Origin of the sequence: Aerococcus loyolae (assembly GCF_002871915.2) — a bacterium.
GTDB lineage: Bacteria > Bacillota > Bacilli > Lactobacillales > Aerococcaceae > Aerococcus > Aerococcus loyolae.
Window position 1 is genome coordinate 599556 of record NZ_CP126958.1, and the last position, 19167, is coordinate 618722.

General features: G+C 42.8%; 14 protein-coding genes. 12 read left to right on the top strand and 2 right to left on the bottom strand.

Annotation, left to right across the window (positions count from 1 at the left end; genetic code table 11):
* Positions 1-123 precede the first annotated feature (123 nt).
* The 4 genes from CJ190_RS02630 (at position 124) to radC (ending at position 7828) form a co-directional block, all read left to right on the top strand.
* Entirely contained in the window at positions 124-2754 is a 2631-nt protein-coding gene (locus tag CJ190_RS02630; protein WP_064292224.1) for a valine--tRNA ligase, read from the top strand.
* A gap of 547 nt (positions 2755-3301) precedes the next feature.
* Entirely contained in the window at positions 3302-5110 is a 1809-nt protein-coding gene (gene glmS, locus CJ190_RS02635) for a glutamine--fructose-6-phosphate transaminase (isomerizing) (protein ID WP_070598037.1), read from the top strand.
* 485 nt (positions 5111-5595) lie between these two features.
* Positions 5596-6984, top strand: a complete 1389-nt coding sequence (gene ltrA / locus CJ190_RS02640; RefSeq protein ID WP_257876541.1) for a group II intron reverse transcriptase/maturase — start codon at positions 5596-5598, stop codon at positions 6982-6984.
* Between the two features lie 148 nt (positions 6985-7132).
* Positions 7133-7828, top strand: coding sequence for a RadC family protein (gene radC / locus CJ190_RS02645; RefSeq protein WP_064292214.1), 696 nt, complete (start codon positions 7133-7135; stop codon positions 7826-7828).
* Between the two features lie 66 nt (positions 7829-7894).
* Here radC and CJ190_RS02650 read toward each other — a convergent pair whose 3' ends face one another.
* Both CJ190_RS02650 and CJ190_RS02655 read right to left on the bottom strand, forming a co-directional pair.
* Positions 7895-8593, bottom strand: coding sequence for a hypothetical protein (locus CJ190_RS02650; RefSeq protein ID WP_064292215.1), 699 nt, complete (start codon positions 8591-8593; stop codon positions 7895-7897).
* A 1-nt stretch (position 8594) separates the two neighbouring features.
* Positions 8595-9161, bottom strand: a complete 567-nt coding sequence (locus tag CJ190_RS02655) for a tRNA (mnm(5)s(2)U34)-methyltransferase (protein WP_064292216.1) — start codon at positions 9159-9161, stop codon at positions 8595-8597.
* Positions 9162-9331: 170 nt separating this feature from the next.
* Here CJ190_RS02655 and CJ190_RS02660 point away from each other — a divergent pair, with 170 nt between their 5' ends.
* From CJ190_RS02660 to dnaI, 8 genes are all read left to right on the top strand, one after another.
* The gene (locus tag CJ190_RS02660) at positions 9332-11059 is read left to right on the top strand and encodes a LysM peptidoglycan-binding domain-containing protein (protein WP_064292217.1); all 1728 of its coding nucleotides are present in this window, start codon (positions 9332-9334) and stop codon (positions 11057-11059) included.
* A 180-nt stretch (positions 11060-11239) separates the two neighbouring features.
* On the top strand, positions 11240-11656 hold the full coding sequence (locus tag CJ190_RS02665) for a hotdog family protein (protein ID WP_064292218.1): 417 nt from the start codon (positions 11240-11242) through the stop codon (positions 11654-11656).
* Positions 11657-11676: 20 nt separating this feature from the next.
* Positions 11677-14343 carry a DNA polymerase I gene (gene polA / locus CJ190_RS02670; RefSeq protein ID WP_070598009.1) on the top strand — a complete coding sequence of 889 codons (2667 nt, stop codon included), beginning with the start codon at positions 11677-11679 and terminating at the stop codon, positions 14341-14343.
* Between the two features lie 320 nt (positions 14344-14663).
* Positions 14664-15476, top strand: coding sequence for a DNA-formamidopyrimidine glycosylase (gene mutM / locus CJ190_RS02675; protein ID WP_064292255.1), 813 nt, complete (start codon positions 14664-14666; stop codon positions 15474-15476).
* A 13-nt stretch (positions 15477-15489) separates the two neighbouring features.
* The gene (coaE, locus tag CJ190_RS02680) at positions 15490-16098 is read left to right on the top strand and encodes a dephospho-CoA kinase (protein WP_064292256.1); all 609 of its coding nucleotides are present in this window, start codon (positions 15490-15492) and stop codon (positions 16096-16098) included.
* Positions 16099-16189: 91 nt separating this feature from the next.
* Positions 16190-16711 carry a transcriptional regulator NrdR gene (gene nrdR / locus CJ190_RS02685; RefSeq protein ID WP_064292257.1) on the top strand — a complete coding sequence of 174 codons (522 nt, stop codon included), beginning with the start codon at positions 16190-16192 and terminating at the stop codon, positions 16709-16711.
* Positions 16708-18105 carry a DnaD domain protein gene (locus CJ190_RS02690; protein WP_064292258.1) on the top strand — a complete coding sequence of 466 codons (1398 nt, stop codon included), beginning with the start codon at positions 16708-16710 and terminating at the stop codon, positions 18103-18105. Before nrdR ends, CJ190_RS02690 begins: the two co-directional genes overlap by 4 nt.
* The gene (dnaI, locus tag CJ190_RS02695) at positions 18102-19031 is read left to right on the top strand and encodes a primosomal protein DnaI (RefSeq protein ID WP_064292259.1); all 930 of its coding nucleotides are present in this window, start codon (positions 18102-18104) and stop codon (positions 19029-19031) included. The genes CJ190_RS02690 and dnaI overlap by 4 nt, the downstream gene beginning before the upstream one ends.
* Positions 19032-19167: the final 136 nt, after the last annotated feature.

Sequence of the window (19167 nt, forward strand, 5' to 3'; positions counted from 1 at the left end):
GTGGCACCGTGCACTTAGCGCCCTATCTTCCTTAAACAGGAAGCTAGGGCTTTTTTACTTATTTCAAATCAACTCAAGAAATCATTCCATAAAGAGAGGTGCTTTTTAGTGCAAGAAATTGATATGCCAAAAAAATATAACCCTAATGAGGTAGAAGCAGGCCGTTATGACCAATGGCTTGATGAAAAAGTCTTTGAACCCAATGGGGATGCTTCAGTTGAAGCCTATTCCGTGGTGATTCCTCCTCCCAATGTTACTGGTAAACTCCACCTCGGCCATGCCTGGGATGTGACCCTTCAAGACATGATCGTCCGCCAAAAACGCATGCAAGGCTACGATACCTTGTGGTTACCTGGGATGGACCATGCGGGGATTGCTACCCAGGCCAAAGTCGAAGAAAAATTGCGTAAAGAGGAGAATCTCTCCCGTTATGACTTAGGCCGGGAGAAATTTATTGACAAAACCTGGGAATGGAAAGAAGAATATGCCCAAACTATTCGTAACCAATGGGCAAAAATGGGGATTTCTGTGGACTATAACCGGGAACGTTTTACCCTGGATGAGGGCTTATCAGAAGCAGTACGTAAAGTCTTTGTGACCTTGTATGAAAAGGGGCTTATTTACCGGGGCGAATACATTATTAATTGGGACCCCGTCTTCCAAACCGCCTTATCAGATATTGAAGTGGTCTATAAAGATGATAAGGGCGCTTTCTATCATTTGGAATATCCTCTAGCTGATGGATCAGGTTCCTTGCGTCTAGCCACCACCCGTCCAGAAACCCTGTTAGGGGACACCGCCGTTGCGGTCCACCCTGATGATGAACGCTACCAAGACTACATCGGCAAGACCGTTATCTTACCGATTGTGGGCAGAGAAATCCCTGTGATTAGTGATGACTACGTCGATCGCGACTTTGGTACCGGTGTGGTTAAAATCACCCCAGCCCATGATCCTAACGACTTTGCGGTAGGCAACCGCCACAATTTAGAGCGGATTAACGTCATGAATGATGACGGTACAATGAACGAAAATGCCGGCAAGTACCAAGGCATGACCCGGGATGAATGCCGCCAAGCCATTGTGGAAGACTTAAAAGCTGAGGGTAGCCTGGTAGACATTGAAGAGATTGTCCACAGTGTGGGTCACTCCGAACGCTCTGATGCTGTAGTGGAACCCCGGCTATCGACCCAATGGTTTGTTAAGATGGCACCTTTGGCTAAGCAAGCCCTCGACAATCAAAAAACTGAAAACCGTGTTGACTTCTACCCACCACGTTTCGAACAAACCTTTGTTTCCTGGATGGAAAATGTTCATGACTGGGTTATTTCCCGCCAACTCTGGTGGGGGCACCAAATTCCTGCTTGGTACCATAAGGAGAGCGGGGAAGTCTATGTCGGGATGGAAGCTCCTGAGGATGAAGAAAATTGGGTGCAAGATCCTGATGTCTTAGATACCTGGTTTTCAAGTGCTCTCTGGCCATTCTCTACCATGGGCTGGCCAGATGAAGAGGCTAGCGACTATAAGCGTTACTTCCCAACAGATACCTTAGTCACTGGCTATGACATTATTTTCTTCTGGGTCAGTCGGATGATCTTCCAATCATTAGAATTTACCGGAGAACGTCCTTTTAAAAACGTCCTCATCCACGGTTTGATTCGCGACTCTCAAGGGCGAAAAATGTCTAAATCGCTAGGGAATGGGGTAGACCCTATGGATGTTGTTGACCAATATGGGGCTGACGCCCTACGCTGGTTCTTAGCCACCGGTTCAACACCAGGCCAAGATATCCGTTACTATCCAGAAAAATTGGAAGCGGCATGGAACTTTATCAATAAAATTTGGAATGCTTCCCGCTATGCCTTGATGAACTTGGATGGTATGACCTATGATGAAATTGACCTCAGTGGGGTGACTTCTATTGTTGACCAATGGATTTTGACCCGCTTGAATGAAACCATTGCCAAGGTGACTGACCGCTTTGATGCCTTTGAATTTGGTGAAGCTGGCCGGGCCCTCTATCACTTTATTTGGAATGACTTTTGTGACTGGTATATTGAAATGAGTAAAGAAGTTTTACAAGGCGATGATGAAGATGCTAAACATACGACGAGAAGCGTCCTCAGCTATGTCTTGGAACAAATGTTAGCCTTACTCCACCCAATTATGCCTTTTGTTACCGAAGAAATCTGGCAACATATTCCCCACCAAGGCACTTCTATTGTGACGGCTAAGTATCCTGAAGTCGATGAAAGTCAGATACACCAAGAAGCTGCCCGCCATATGGAGGCTTTGATTTCCTTTATTCGCTCGATCCGTACAGCGCGGAATGAAAACAATGTAGCACCTTCTAAGCCGATTGCTATTCATGTCAAAGCCAATTCCCAAGAAATTTTGACCATGCTGGAGGAAAACAAAGAATACATCAACCGCTTTGCTAACCCAAGTGAATTAAAAATGGCCTTAGATACAGAAATTCCTGACCAAGCCATGACCCTATTCTTTAGTGATGGTGAAATTTACCTACCTTTAGCAGGCTTTATTGACATCGATGAAGAAATTCAACGCTTAGAATCGGAACTTGCTAAATGGGCCAGTGAAGTTGAACGGGTAGATAAGAAATTAGCCAACCATGGCTTTGTTAATAATGCTCCCGCTGACCTGGTAGAGAAAGAGCGTCAAAAGGGCCAAGATTACCAACAAAAATATCAAGCCACTAAAGAACGCTTAGCTGATTTAAAAGCTACAAATTAGTGGTTGACAAACTTTTCTAATTGATTAAAAGAGGCTAGGATTAAAGTCCTAGTCTTTTTTTATTTTTGTCGTCAGCTCACACTCTGTTCAAACGTGTTCCTGGTGCAAGGCAAGCATCCACTTCACTAAAGGACAAGCGAATTCTCTTTGAAAATTCGCTTGTCCTTTAGCTCCAGTGATCTTGCCTTTTAACGCACCAGCCACACACTATTCTTTTTTCATCTTTTTTATAAATTTTACTTAATTTTGTTAACTGTGCCTCTGCCTATATTGACAAGCTTTTAACAATAGCCTAGGATGTAATTACTACTTAAATGTTATTAATAAAATCTGTCATAGACAGATAGCGCCTGACTGATTAAAAAAATTTTTTCAGTGACGAGGACTAGGTTTATCGAAGATTCGGCGGGTGGCCTAGGGGTTGCACAATCCATAGAAAAGCACAAAAATCATTTTTAGCAAATGAAACAAAATCCTTTTCTCGTGCTTAAGTAGTTAATATCAGTGTGCCCATTAAGTGATGGGTATTTTTAGGAGGAAACTATTTATGTGTGGAATTGTAGGATTTATTGGCGAAAATGCGGCTCAAGAGGTGCTTTTAAAGGGGCTAGAACGCCTAGAATACCGGGGCTATGACTCAGCGGGAATTTATGTGGTCGATGAAGAAGACCAAGGACACCTCTTTAAAGTCAAAGGGCGGATTGCTCAATTACGCGAAGAAGTCGACCTGTCTATCCCTGCTCATTTAGGGATTGGTCATACACGTTGGGCTACCCATGGGGTACCATCAGTTCCTAACGCCCATCCTCATTTATCCCATGACGGCCGCTTTGCCTTGGTTCATAATGGAGTAATTGAAAACTACCAAGCCCTAAAAAATGACTATTTAGCCGATGTTGATTTTTATTCGGATACCGATACCGAAGTTGTGGTGGAATTGCTTGCTAAATTTAGTCGCGAAGAAAATCTCGATGCGTTAAGCGCTCTAAGAAAAACAGTAGGTCTCTTGGAAGGGTCCTATGCTTTAGGTTTGATTGATACTGAAGATCCTGACCACCTTTATGCAGCCAAGAATAAGAGCCCGCTCTTAATCGGCAAAGGACAAGGTTTTAATACCATCGCTTCTGACGCTATGGCTTCGATCGCCTATACTGACCAATATATTGAAATCCATGATGGTGAATTAGTCACCCTAAGTAAAGACCAAGTTGAAATTGAGAATTTAGCGGGTGAAGTCGTAAGCAGAGAGCCTTATACCGCTAGTTTGGACGCTGACGATTTAGAAAAAGGTACCTATGATTACTACATGGAAAAAGAAATCGTAGAACAACCAGCAGCCATCCGTAAAATTATTCAAGCCTATGAAGATGACAAGGGTCAATTAAATATCGACCATGACCTGGTTGAAGCTATTGCTGATAGTGACCGTATCTTTATTGTAGCCGCTGGGACCAGTATGCATGCTGGTTTGGTTGGGAAAGTGCTCCTGGAAAGAATTGCTAAAGTTCCTACAGAGGTCCATGTGGCTTCGGAATTCTCTTATAATTCGCCACTTTTACCTGAGAAGCCTTTCTTTATTTACTTAACCCAATCAGGGGAAACAGCTGATAGTCGCCAAGTCCTCGTCCAAACCAATGCCCAAGGCTATCCTTCCTTAACCATTACCAATGTGCCAGGGTCTACCTTATCTCGGGAGGCTGACTATACTTTACTCTTACATGTTGGCCCTGAAATTGCGGTGGCTTCTACCAAGGCCTATACTGGACAAATAACAGTTTTAGCAATTATTGCTGATCAAATTGCCCGTAAGAAGGGCTTGAAGCTTCCCTTTGACTTAAAACATGAATTATCCATCGTTGCCCAAGCCATGGATGAAGTGGTTGGCCAAGCGGATTATTTCCATCAACTAGCCACTGACTACTTTAAAGACCAAAGATCAGCCTTTTATATTGGTCGTGGCCTAGATTATGCAGTTTCTGTTGAAGCAGCATTGAAATTAAAAGAAGTCTCTTATATTCAAACAGAAGGTTTTGCCTCCGGAGAATTAAAACATGGTACCATTTCATTGATCGAAGATGGCGTCCCTGTTGTGGCGATCATTAGCCAAGCCAACACCGCCTTGTTAACTCGTGGTAATGTGGAAGAAACTCGCTCACGTGGCGCCCATAATTTAATTATTGCTATGGAGGGACTAGACCAAGAAGGGGACCAAATTGTCCTCCCCCATGTGCATGATTTATTAACACCATTGATTACAGTGATCCCCGCTCAACTCCTCGCCTACTATGCGACCATTGACCGCGGCTTAGATGTCGATAAACCCAGAAATCTGGCTAAATCGGTAACAGTAGAATAGACACACCTTTCTTATAAGTAGTTATAAAAAGAAGATCAGGATTTTAAGGATTCTGATCTTTTTTTGGTGCGCCTGGCATGGGCGACAACTAGGTGGTGAAAGTCCACTACAGACCTTTGCAGTAGGAACTGTTAGCTAAAGACAAGGGTGTCCACCGTGAGGTGGAATCTGAAGGAAGTTGGAGGCAAATACTTGCACTGACGTACAGAAACTTCATAAAGAAAGGCTGTCAAAAGATGGATGAGCTTGCCAAACAAAGTGAAGTCCAATACTGCACGAATCTGAGACAGTAGATGAAGCAGTGACATGAGTAGAAAGTTGTCGTTCTTACCCAGGGAGATCTCACAGACGGCGCAGGAGTCCCCTTATAAGAAGCCGGTCGAAAAAGGTTTACTGTGAGAAGTCAGCCGAAGTCATAGTAGTTTCCTAAGGAAACGAAGGACTGAACAATATCAATGTTTGATTAGATGGGAGGTAGCTCAATTATGGGAAAAGCAGAAAAGTTGCGAAAGCAACGCAGCCTACAAAGGCATAAGGTGGAACCTGAAAAGTATGTAGGTGCGCTTAGTAATTCAGCTATTGAATATATGAAAAGACATGATGGGTCTCTAATGAGTCTCGTCGTCAGAGAAGAAAACCTCATGCGAGCGGCTCAAGCGGTTCGAAAGAACAAAGGAGCAGCTGGTATTGATGGGGTTTCCGCGAAATCTGCGGAAGCCGAAGTAAGGAAGTACCTCAAACCCTTACAACAGAAACTAATAAACGCGACATATAAACCTCAACCGGTGAAACGGGTAGAAATTCCCAAAGCCAATGGGGGAGTTCGTCAATTAGGCATTCCTGTTGTCAGGGATCGGATTGTTCAACAAGCCATTCGACAAATTATTGAACCAATCATTGATCCTCAACTATCATCAAATAGCCATGGCTTTCGTAAAGGTAAGAGTGCACATAGTGCACTGAAACAGTGTGTCGAATATTACGAAGCCGGCTATAAAATTGTCGTTGATTGTGATCTCAAGAACTGTTTTGATAATTTTAATCAAGATAAGATGATTAACTACTTAGAAGGAATGGTTAAAGATCCGGCAATATCACGTATTCTCAGACGTTTTATGAGTGCAGGTGTTATTGATATGTCTGGTCAATTCATTGATAGTCATACGGGCACCCCCCAAGGGGGTGTCATCTCACCGCTTCTATGTAATGTTTATTTGAATGAACTGGATAGAGAATTAGAACGTCGTGGGCATCGTTTTGTGCGCTATGCAGATGATTTTGCGATTTTCGTTAAATCAAAACGTGCAGGCGAACGGGTATTAAAGAGTATTACTACTTACATCGAGAAAGATCTTCGATTAACAGTTAACCATGAGAAGAGTCAAGTGGGTTCGCCAACCCGTTTAAAATTCTTGGGTTGCCTTATCATGCCTACCCGAAAGGGTTGTCGTTTTCGTCCGACGTATGAAGCAAAGAAGAAATTCAGAGCAAAGTTAAAACGTCTGACAAGTCGAAAGCGACCAGGCACCTTTAAAACCATTGTAAAAGAGATCAACCAAGTGACACAAGGTTGGATCAACTATTTTGGAATAGGTTATATTAAAACTTATATTGAAGAAATAGAACAATGGTTAAACCATCGCCTAAGGCAACTCATTTTGAAGCGATGGAAAAGCTGTCAAACGAAGATTGTACGCCTCATGCGGTTAGGATTAGATAGTAATAGTGCGAAACGTATTGCTTTCTCACGTAAGAAATATTGGCGTCTATCTAAAACACCGGAGGTGCACAACGCTCTGACAACAAAAAGACTCCGCCAGTGGGGATTAAAATCATTAACCCTCCTGGCGGAGTCTGCCTATTTAAGATATTGAACCGCCGTATACGGAACCGTACGTACGGTGGTGTGAGAGGTCCTCTGTCCGATTAACGGACAGAGTCCTACTCGATTGTTTTTAACTCTTCGCTATTTGACGAATTCAAGGGGGCTTCGCGGCTATATAGGGTGGAGGTGGCTTAGATATGGATAGTAAAAAAGCATGTATTCCTATTAAAACCTTGCCCGAATCGGCGAGACCACGGGAGCGTTTAATAGAATATGGGGCCAATAGTTTGCCCACCTATGAATTGCTGGCTATTATTTTACGATCAGGGGGTAAATATGGGTCAGCCATCCAGTTAGCCCATAAACTCTTGAATCATTTTGAAGACTTATATCAATTGAAAATGGCTGCCACGGAAGAATTATTGGCCATTGAAGGCATTGGTCAGGCTAAGGCAGTGGAACTCCAGGCTATTTTTGAGTTCTCCAAGCGTTTACACCAAGCCCGGTTAATGAAACTGGGGACTATTCATTCCAGTCAGGAAGCGGGGGATTATTATCTCAGTGAATTAGCGGATAGTCATCAGGAGAAGGTCTTGGTCTTTTACTTAAACACTAAAAATGAAGTGATCAAAAAACAGATTATCTTTATCGGTGGTTTAAATATGTCGGTAGCCCATCCCCGGGAAATCTATAAAGAAGCGGTTAGGGTATCGGCTGCCCGAATCATGGTGGGTCACAACCATCCTTCAGGGAATCCGGAACCCTCCCCAGAAGATATTGAATTCACCAAACGCTTAAAAGAAGCAGGAAAAATTATCGGGATTGAATTGTTGGACCATTTAGTGGTGGGGCATAGCTCTTTTATCAGCTTAAGAGAACAAGGTTTGCTGTAAAACAGGCAGCTTTCAGGGGGAGAAATCTTAAGATGCTAAAAACCCTCTTGCCGGGAGCAAAGAGGGTTAGTTTTCATGGGGGTTATTTTTTTCTTGGTAGTGTTTACTGATGAGACAGACAATACTTAAGAGAATCAGTCCGACCACTAGTGAAATTTGATCTTGTCTGAAGAAAATGGCGGCTGGGAACGCCGCAATAAGGAGCAAGCCTCCCCAAAGGACCAAGCTTTTCTTAGCTTTTGTGATTAATTGGGTCAAACAAGCCAGAAACCCTAAGTAAATCAGCCAATAGCTCAGGCTGAAAGCAGTTAGGAAAGTCGAAAAATTTAAATATTCTAACAGGTTATTCATCAGCAATAATTGCCCGGAATAGATAATGATGGCTAGGTAAGGGCTCCATTGCTGGCTGATCATATGGCTATGAGTTAAAAGCCAGATAAGAATGCCTAGGGCTAAAGCCAGCCAGCCGAAAGAAAAGGCCAATAAAAAAATAACTATAAAGCAAAGACATTCGATGAGAAGTAAGGCTTTAGTTTGGCCGATCAGGGAATGCTTTTCCCCAAAGCTAAAGAGTAAAAAGAGTTCCTGGTTAAGCCATTGGAAGATAAAAGCCAGACCTAGGCCGTAAAAATTAATGATGCCAGTTGACCAAATGGCTTTTAATCCAGGAAGGAAGGCTAATAAAAGCAAAGCAAATTGAAAACAAAAATTCGGCCAAGAAAAGGACTGCTGCAAGCTTTTTAACAGGGATTTCACTTTATTCATACTAGGATCTCCTCTCGACAAGAAATAGTTTTGGGGGGAGGTGCTTTTGGTTAAGAAATTCAAAGTGACTAGCGCTATACTTATCCTGGTTGATTTGACTGAGGTAGTCCTGAATGGCCTGAGCTTCTTCTCTTCCTCCAGGATGGCCCAAGTAGGCCGCTACTAAGAGTATTCCCTCGGGCTTTAACCGAGAAAGACTAGCTTCGATAGCTGGGAGTGTCGACTCAGGCTTGGTAATAATGCTTTTATCTCCCTTAGGTAGGTAGCCCAAATTAAAAATGACCAAATCTATGCTCTCATCAGCCTTAAGATACTTAGTAATCTTAGCGTGAGAGTCATGGAAAAGTCTTACTTGCTCTTGACAGTGGTGTTTTTCTAATAGGGTTTGAGTGGCGTTAATGGCTTGTTCTTGGAGGTCAAAGCCATAAACCTGGCCTGACTGACCGACCCTTTGAGCTAAGAGTAAGGTGTCATGGCCATTGCCGATAGTGGCATCTAAGGCGGTCATGCCGGTTTGTAAATGTTCTTTGATAATGTGATGGCTGACTTCGATCACATTTTTTAACATAAATTTTCCTCGCATTCTATCGAATTGCTTCTATTATACGCTAGCAATGTTACAAAATTATTACGAATATTAAGAATCCCCTCTTTTGTTAAAAGGCATTTTTTTCCTCACGATTTATACTATAATTATTAATGAGTAATTCTAGATAATGAGAGGGGATTTCTAATATTATGACAGGTCATCAAGAAAAGTCCAAGAAACTTATTAAGACCAGTGCGGTTTTATTGAGCTCCGTAGTTGCCATTGCTGGGGCAGATGCATTGGCTAACTATACACCAGTTCAAGCAACGACCTTAGCACCTACTAGCAATAATTTTCTTAATAAAATTTTACCTTACGCCTATGACTTAGCCAATCAAAATGACCTTTATGCTTCTGTGATGATGGCCCAAGCAGCCTTAGAATCAGGCTGGGGATCTAGCCGATTATCGCAAGCACCCTATAATAATCTCTTTGGTATCAAGGGGAATTATAAAGGGAAAACGGCTAATTTTAACACCCTAGAGGATGATGGCCGTGGAAATTATTATCAAATTAATGATGGCTTTCGGATGTATCCATCTTACCGGGAATCCCTCATCGATTATGTTGGCGTCCTAAAAAATGGGACTTCTTGGAACCCTAATTTCTATAGTGGGGCCTGGAAGAGCAACACCAATTCCTATAAGGATGCCACAGCTTGGTTAACCGGTCGCTATGCAACTGATACTTCCTATGGCAGTAAATTAAATAGCATTATCGCTAAGAATAATTTAAGCCAATACGATACGCCAGGAAAAACAATTAGTAACAATCTAAAAAATTCCAACCAAGTAAGCACGCCTACAGCTCAACCAGGCGGACGGTCCTATGTGGTGAAACCTGGTGACGGCCTATGGACAGTGGCTCGCCAATTGGGAACCAGTGTTGAGGCAGTCAAACAAGCTAACGGCCTTAGTTCCAACCTGATTTACCCTGGGCAAGTCCTTTACGCCGGGGCAAGCTCATCCAGTCCAGCCAAAACAAACACGAGCTCACCAGTAAGACCTTCTAGCCCTGCTGCAAAGCCCGCTCAGTCTGTCAAACAGTCCTATAGGGTCCAAGCTGGAGATGGTTTATGGACGGTTGCTAAGAACTTGGGAACGACCATTGAAGCAGTTAAAGCTGCTAATGGCTTGACTTCTAACTTTATCTACCCTGGTCAGGTTCTCTATGCCCCTGGCCAAACACAAAGCGCATCCAGCCCAGCAGGCACAAGCACAACAAGCAATCAGCAGTCCCAAGGTCAAAGCCATGCAGGTTACAAGTCTTACACGGTCCAAGCTGGGGACGGCTTGTGGACAGTGGCACGGCACTTGGGCATGACAGTTGATACTTTAAAGGCTAAGTATGGCTTAACTTCTAATTTTATTTATCCAGGCCAAGTCTTTACTAACCAAACTAGCCAAAGTAGCTATAAGCCATCCAACACTAAGCCAGCTGCCAACACTCCAGCACCAAGTCAAAATACTAGTCAGGCTGGGGTCTATCAAGTCCAAGCTGGGGATACCCTCTACCGCATTGCCCGTAACCAAGGCATGACAGTGAGCCAGTTAAAACAAATTAACGGTTTAACTTCTAATGCGATTTACGTGGGGCAAAGACTCAATTTAGCGGCTAAAGCGGCTTATCAACCCGCAGCTAAGACAGGAGTAAGTGCTAGTCAAGAAAATACTGCACCAACCCCTAGTCAAAAGCAGACAAGTCCTAAGCCAGTCAGTCAAGTTCAAGCGGCCAATACTTATCAAATTAAGGCTGGCGATAACTTATATCGGATTGCACTTAACCATGGGGTTTCCTTAAACCAATTACTGGCAGCCAATCAATTAAAGGCCAACTCATTGATTTTACCTGGCCAACAATTGGTTATTCCACAATAAAATATAAAGACACTTGAAAAGTCTGACCACTGTCTCTAAGTCATCGCTGACCTAGCCAGTCTGGTCAGGCTTTTTTTATCATTGGCTTTTATTTTGCCTGGCTAGGCTTTTTGTCAACTGGGCTTGCTTTTGCTAAAATAAAAGAAATACTTAAAATATAAGGGAGAAGAGTGGTGGCTAATGGAAGAAAAGCAAAATCAGAAAAGAAGGTTTCAAGTGGGCGATACTTTTTCCACAACGGAATCTTTTCGTGAACGCGATATTATGCTCTACATGGGAGTAACAGATGATCATAATCCCCTTTATCTACCTGGTAAGGAGGGCGCCCAGATTCCGCCCATTGCTCTAATTGGAGCCGTAACACGAACAGTTTCAGGTCAATTCCCTGGCCCCCATTCAGACCTGGTGGAATTGAATTTTACGATTAATAACCCCATCTATCATCATGTGACCCTGACCTTTCATTTTGAAATTTTAAGAGTGGATGAATTAAAGGGTTACCTCACTATTCATGTCATTACTAATAATGAAACCACGGGAGAAAAAAATGTGATGGATGCCATGTTAACCGTTCTTCCCCAATATATGGACCATTAAGATTGTAAAGGAGAATCAACTTGTCCAAGCAAGAAAAATTATTGCTATTCGATGGCTCATCATTAGCCTTTCGGGCTTTCTTTGCCATGCATGATTTAAATCGTTTTAAAAATAATAAGGGCCTACATACCAATGCCCTGTATGCCTTTCACTTGATGTTGACCCACGTCTTAGAAAAAGAAAAGCCTAGCCATGCCCTGGTGGCTTGGGATGCTGGTAAGACCACCTTTCGGACGGCATATTATCCTGAATATAAGGGTGGCCGGGATAAAACGCCGCAAGAATTTGTGGAACAGATGCCTTATTTTAATAAATTGCTGGATGCTTTTGGTATTGCCCACTATGAATTAGCAAATTATGAAGCGGATGATATCATTGGTACCCTGTCCCAAAAAGGGGCTCAAGCTGGTATGGATGTGGTGATTATCTCTGGCGATAAGGACCTGATTCAATTGGCCAGGGACCAGGTTAGGGTAGATATTAACCGTAAGGGAGTGACCAATATTGATTCCTATACTCCCCAATCCATTCAAGCAGACCAAGGGATTAGCCCTGAACAACTCATTGATGTTAAGGGGTTGATGGGCGATAATTCCGATAATTATCCTGGTGTGACTGGAATTGGAGAGAAGACTGCCTTGAAATTAATTCAGGAATTTGGTTCCATGGAAGAGGTCTATGCTAATATCGATCAAGTCTCCGGGAAAAAACGTAAGGAAAACTTAGTCAAGGATAAGGACCAGGCCTTCCTATCAAAGAAATTAGCCCGAATTATTCTTGATGCTCCAGTTGAAAAATCCCTGGCAGACTTAAAATGCCAAGGCATTCAAGCTCAAGACTTGGTTAACTTTTATCGTGAGATGAACTTCAAGCAATTCATGGAAAAATTCTTAGCTAACTCTGGGGCTGACGCTGACTTTGAATTAGAGGATTCCAGCTGGGAAGTCCCTGATTATCAAGTCCTTGATCAACTTGAAGCTAAGCACTTCACCCAAGACCAAACAGCCCTCTACCTAGAAATGTTTGAAAATAATTACCATGAAGGGGAGTTAATCTATGTTGTTTGGGGAAATAAGGATCATATCTACCTGGCCTCTCCAGATCTGGTGAAGGAAAGCCAAGCTTTTAAAAATTGGATAGAAAATCCCCATGCTAAAAAGGTCCTCTATGATGCCAAGCGCAGCCAAGTGATCTTAAAACGTTTGGGGATGGACTTAGAGGGGGTCAGTGATGACGTTCTTATCGCTTCCTATCTTATCCATGCCCGTGATTTAAGTGGCGATGTGGCCAATGTGGCCCGAGAATTCAATTTGGATTATCTAGCCTATGATAATGAAGTTTATGGGAAAGGCAAGAAAGTGGCGGTTCCTGAAGATAAAACCCGTCTTTATGACCATCTGGTAGCTAAGGTATCTGTTATTAATGACCTACTACCTATTATTAAAGACCGCTTAGAAGCGGATGAAATGGTCGACTTATATCGCCAAATCGAACTTCCCCTAGCTCAGGTCCTAGCTAAAATGGAAATTATGGGAATTTCCGTTGACCGCAGCAGACTGGAAGACTTGTCTCAGTCCTATGAAGAGCAACTTGACCAACTGCAAGAAGAAATCTATCGGGAAGCCGGGGTCGAATTTAATATTAATTCCACCCAACAGTTGAGCAAGATCCTCTTTGAAGATATGGGCTTAAAGGGTGGCAAGAAAACCAAGTCCGGTAACTATTCAACGGCCCAATCGGAATTGGAAAAATTACAAGGGGTTCCTATCATTGATCTGATCCTAGCCTATCGGCAATTAGCTAAGCTCCAATCCACATATGTTCAAGGAATACTCGATTTCATCCACCAAGATGGCAAGGTTCACAGTCGTTTCATTCAAACCTTAACCACTACCGGGCGCTTAAGTTCAGCTGATCCTAACTTACAAAATATTCCTATCCGTACCGAAGAGGGACGAAAAATTCGCCAAGCTTTTGTTCCTTCTCATCCGGACTGGGTCATTTTCTCGTCGGACTATTCGCAAATTGAATTACGTGTCCTTGCCCATGTTTCTGGTGACCCTCATCTTCAAGAAGCCTTTAAAGAAAATAAGGATATCCACACTGCTACTGCGGCTAAAGTTTTCCATAAAGATGAAAAGGACATTAGTAAGGATGAGAGACGTCAAGCCAAGGCAGTCAATTTTGGGATTGTTTACGGGATAAGTGACTATGGCCTCAGTCAAAATCTTTCGATTTCTCGTCAAGAGGCCAAGGCCTTTATTGATAAATATTTTGAAATTTATCCTAAAGTGGCTGAATATATGGATAAGAGTGTGGAAATTGCGCGTGAGGCTGGTTACGCTAAGACTCTCTTTAACCGCCGTCGCTACCTCCCTGACTTAAAGGCTAAAAATTATAATGTTAGATCCTTTGCCGAAAGAACCGCAATGAATTCGCCAATTCAAGGAACGGCAGCCGATATTATTAAGGTAGCCATGGTTGAGATGGATCAAGCCCTAGAGGAACATCAACTTCAGGCAAATCTCCTCCTCCAAGTCCACGATGAGTTAATTTTTGAAGTCGCCAAGGAGGACTTAGAAGACTTAGCTGCCCTAGTTAAAGACGTCATGGAAAATGCCGTTTCTTTAGACGTCCCCTTAATTGTTGATAGTAACTATGGGGCCACTTGGTATGATGCCAAGTAGGAAAAACTAAGAAAAGTTTTCTTATGATAAGATAGGTTGGGACAAGGGTTCTAAGCCTATCATATAAAGTGAAGTAAGATCTAATCTAAAGCTTAGCCTTGCTGGCTATTTCGTAAACGAAGGGAGACTATTGAATAGGGTTCTCCCTTCGTTTTTTATTGCTATAGCCGTTCGAATCGAAGCGAGTTACAGATATAGTATGCGTAGCGGTTTCGTCCTTTGTTATGACCGTTGCACTCTTTACTTTATTTATGGTTATTGTTTGATTAGAATAGGTTAGACTGCTAACAGTGTTTTAGCGGGATGAAGGAGGCTAGTTAATGCCAGAGTTACCAGAAGTAGAAAATGTGAGACGGGGGCTTAATAAAGTTCTTCCTCATGCCCAAATAGAGGATGTGGAAGTGAAGTGGGCAAAGATTATTAATTGTCCCCCTCAAGTCTTTCGTGAGGCCATGGTAGGGGAGACCTTTGAACGGGTCGACCGTTATGGGAAATACCTGTTTTTTTATTGGAGCGATTACGCCTGGATTAGCCATCTGCGGATGGAAGGCAAGTACTTTGTCTGTGATAGGCAGACGCCGGTTCTAAAGCATAGTCACCTCATCTGTCATTTGGGTGATGGCAGGGACTTACGCTATTATGATGTGCGTAAATTTGGTCGGATATCCTTATTTTCTCGCCAAGATATGCCCCAGGCTATTGAAAATTTAAAGCTCGGCCCAGAACCCTGGGATATCAGTTTAAAACAATTTCAAAAAATATTAGCGGCTTCCAAGCGGCCTATTAAATCATTAATACTGGACCAGCAAAAAATTGCTGGAATTGGCAATATTTATGCTGATGAGTCCTTATTTCAAGCGGGAATTTATCCAGGTCGGCCAGCCAATTCGTTGACTGACCAAGAGACCCTACTCCTATTAGAAGCCATGCGAGATATCCTCAGTCGAGCGGTGGACTTAGGCGGCTCTAGTGTGCGGACCTATCAGAACACCTTAGGGGAGGACGGCCAATATCAAAATTATCTCAAGGTTTACCAGCGCCAAGGCCAAGCCTGTTTAAACTGTGGAACGACCATTGAAAAGATTAAATTAGGACAGCGGGGGACCCATTTTTGTCCTAACTGTCAGAAATAAAGGGAGTGTATGAATGAGTTTTCGCTTAGGATTAACAGGGTCAATTGCTACGGGAAAATCAACCGTTTCTAATTATTTTAAAAAAGCTGGTTTCCCGGTAGTGGATGCAGATCTTGGGGCCCGAGCTGTGGTTGAGCCGGGAACACAGGGCTTACAAGCTATAAAAGAGCATTTTGGTGAGGATTTTCTCTTCCCTAATGGCACCCTTAACCGGAAGAAATTAGGGAATGTGGTCTTTACAGATAAGGACCAACTCAAAGCGCTTAATCAACTGCTCTTGCCTTATATCTATGACTGGGTCAACGATCAAGCCCAATCTTACCAAGACCAGGGCCATCAATTGATTGTTTTGGATATTCCTTTACTCTACGAGACCAAGTACCAGGACGCTTGTGATGCGGTGATGTTGGTTTATGTTCCTGAAAGCATTCAATTGCAACGACTGATGGACCGAGATAATTTAAGTGAAGACGAGGCTTTTGACCGCATGCTGTCTCAATATAATATTGAACAGAAACTTCGCTGGGCAGATATTGTGATTGATAACCAGGGCAGCATCCAGCAAACTGAACAGCAAGTCGAGGCCTGGTTGAGTATCCAAGGCTTTCAAGCCAAAAAATAAGCTGGTTTTTGCCCCTTATCCTTCCAGCTTTAAACTGTGCTATAATTAATAAAAGAAATATTTTAGAAAATGTCCAAGGAAGGTGAATATTGTGCGCTGCCCCAGATGTCAAGATAATAATACGAAAGTAATCGATAGTCGGCCTGTGGAGGAAAATACATCGATAAGAAGGCGACGCCTATGTACGCAATGTGATTTTCGCTTCACGACCTTTGAACGGGTAGAGAAGATGCCTTTACTAGTTATCAAACGAGACGGTACCCGGGAAGAATTTTCCAAGGAAAAACTCTTACGGGGCTTAGTAAGATCCTGTGAAAAACGGCCAATCGCCCTAGAAACCTTAGAAGATGTGGTTAAGAAAATCGAATCGGATATTCGCCAAAAGGGGCAAAACGAGGTTCCTTCGACCCTAATAGGGGAAATGGTCATGGATATTTTACCCAAGATTGATGAAGTCGCCTATATTCGCTATGCTAGTGTTTACCGTCACTTCGAAGACCCCACCGTCTTTTTGCAAGAAATTGAGCAGTTGAAGCAAATGCAAAAAACTAACGCGGAGGGGCAAACGAATTTAGACTTAGAAGCCAATGACACGGAGGAAGATCGGTCTTGAATCCCTGGGAAAAGTTAAATCCACGTGAACCTCTAAAAATTATCCTCACCCAAATTGTTTCTAATGCCGATCTGGAAGTCTTAACCTATCTCTACCAACCAATTATTGGGGCCGAAGCCTTTGCTCTCTATATGACCCTCTATGCCTATATCGACCGTTCGACTTATCAGTCAGAAGTAATTAATCATGGGGAAATTATGGACCAATTGGTTTTTTCAAAGGAGCGCTATGTCAGAAGTAGGCGCCGTTTAGAGGCTATTGGCCTCTTACGTAGCTACACCCAGCAAAGTGGTCAAGCCCCAGTCCAGGCCCTCTATCAGTTGTTAGCACCGGTTTCTTCTGAGCAGTTTTTTAAGGATAGCTTAATGACTAGCTTACTTTTAGACCATGTGGGGGAAGAGCGTTTTAATCGTTTATTAGACCGCTTTAGCTTTGAAAAGATTGCTGATAGTCAGGAAAATGACTGGCAGGAGGTCACAGCGACTTTTCAGGATGTTTTTCACCTCTCACAAAGCAGTCGCCAGTTGAGTGAAAGCGAAAAGCAAAGCTTGTTAAAGAAGCCAAGTAAAACCTCTTTAAAAACTAGTCTGGTCAGTGATTTTGATATGGCTTATTTTACCGAGTTGGTTCAAAGGTCTTTTCTTAGTGAGAGGGCAGTTAGTCAAGATGTGAAGGAGATGACCCAGACTCTTCATGCCCTCTATGGCTTGGATGAAGTAGCCTTGTCCCAGTTTGCCATTAAGGCAAGTAATGTGAGAACCAACCAAGTGGACATTAATTATTACCAAGGCCTAGTGATCAAGGCCATGGCGGACCAACCGGTAAAAAAACGACCTGATTATCAAATGGACCAAGCCAAGCAGCAGACCGAGAGTCAGGATTTACCCAAAGAAAATCAGGATGAAGCTAGCCTAGCCTTGATCAAGGCAGCTAAGGCTTATCCGCCACTGACCTTTGCTAAGACTATCAAAGAACAAAAAAACGGCTATCTAACCACTAACGAGATAAAAACCTTAGAGATGGTCATGAATAAGGGCCTTATCGATGGACCAACCTTGAATATTATGATTCACTATTATTTGATCAGCCAAGAAAGTTCAAGTATCGTCCGGTCGACCTTTGAGCGGACAGTGGATGATTGGAGCCAAAAAAATATTCAAAGCCCCGAACAGGCACTCACCTATCTCAACAAACGGACTAAACGGATTCAAAAACAAAGACAAAGCAAAAATAAGCGGCAAAATAAAAAACATAAGACCTATCAAGAATTACAGCCCGCTTGGTTTAATCAAAAACAAGAGACGGCAGATAAAGAGGAAAAAATGGACCATGAAAGTGTCCAAGCCTTAGCCGATCGGATTAGGGCATTGAATAGTGAGGAGGGAGACGAATGAGAAATATTGGGGAAGATATCAGCCATGAGCTCAATAAAGGCAACTTTCGCCAACGCTTAGACCAAACCAAGGCCCAAGTCTTGACTGATTCGGATGTTAGACAATTTATTGATAAGCATAAAGAAGACCTAGACCAAGAAACGATTGACCGTTCGATATCTAAACTCTATGAATTTGTTCAAGAAAAAGAACGGATCAGGGCAGGAAAGAAACCCAAATTTCCTAATTTCTATCCCAAGCTCATTATGAATTTTAATTATATAGATATTGAATATCAGGCGACTGATGAATTTCTCGCCGCCCAAAAGGAACGGGAGAAGAAACAAAGGGTCACCTTACTAGAAATGCCTAAAGATTTAAAGCAAGCTTCCTTTGAAAACTTTGATCTTACCGATCCCAAGCGGCAAGCTGCCTTGGAGAAAGCCATTGATTTCGTCGAAGCCATGCGGTCTAAGCCCAAGCAATTTCACCAAGGACTTTACTTACATGGTCCCTTTGGTGTGGGTAAGTCCTACTTAGCGGCAGCTGTGGCTAACCACTTGGCTGACCATGGTTTCACGACCACCTTGTTCCACTATCCTACTTTTATTAGTGAAATCAAGAGTGCTATTAAAGATAATCGTGTTAACCAGCGACTCAAGAGCCTCCAAGAAGCCCAAGTATTGATGATTGATGATATTGGTGCTGAAAGTAATTCGGCCTGGGTCCGTGATGAAGTCCTAGGGGTTCTCTTGCAGAATCGTATGAGTCAAGGCCAGGCTACATTTTTCACTTCTAATTTTTCCATGAAGGAATTAGAAAATCATTTGGCCCATACCAATCAAGGGGATTCGGAAACGGTCAAGGCGCAGCGGATTATGGAAAGGGTACGCTATTTGAGCGAAGAAGTAACCATGTCCGGGCGCAACCGTCGCTATTCGGAATAGAGTCCGTTCACTTTCCTAAATAAAAGCTTGAATTGTTTCATAAAAAGTGCTTTAATTAAAGCAAGTCAGTGATAGAAGACTGAATATAATCAACTTGTATAAGAGACAGGCTAGATGGTGCAAATGCCTGACAGGT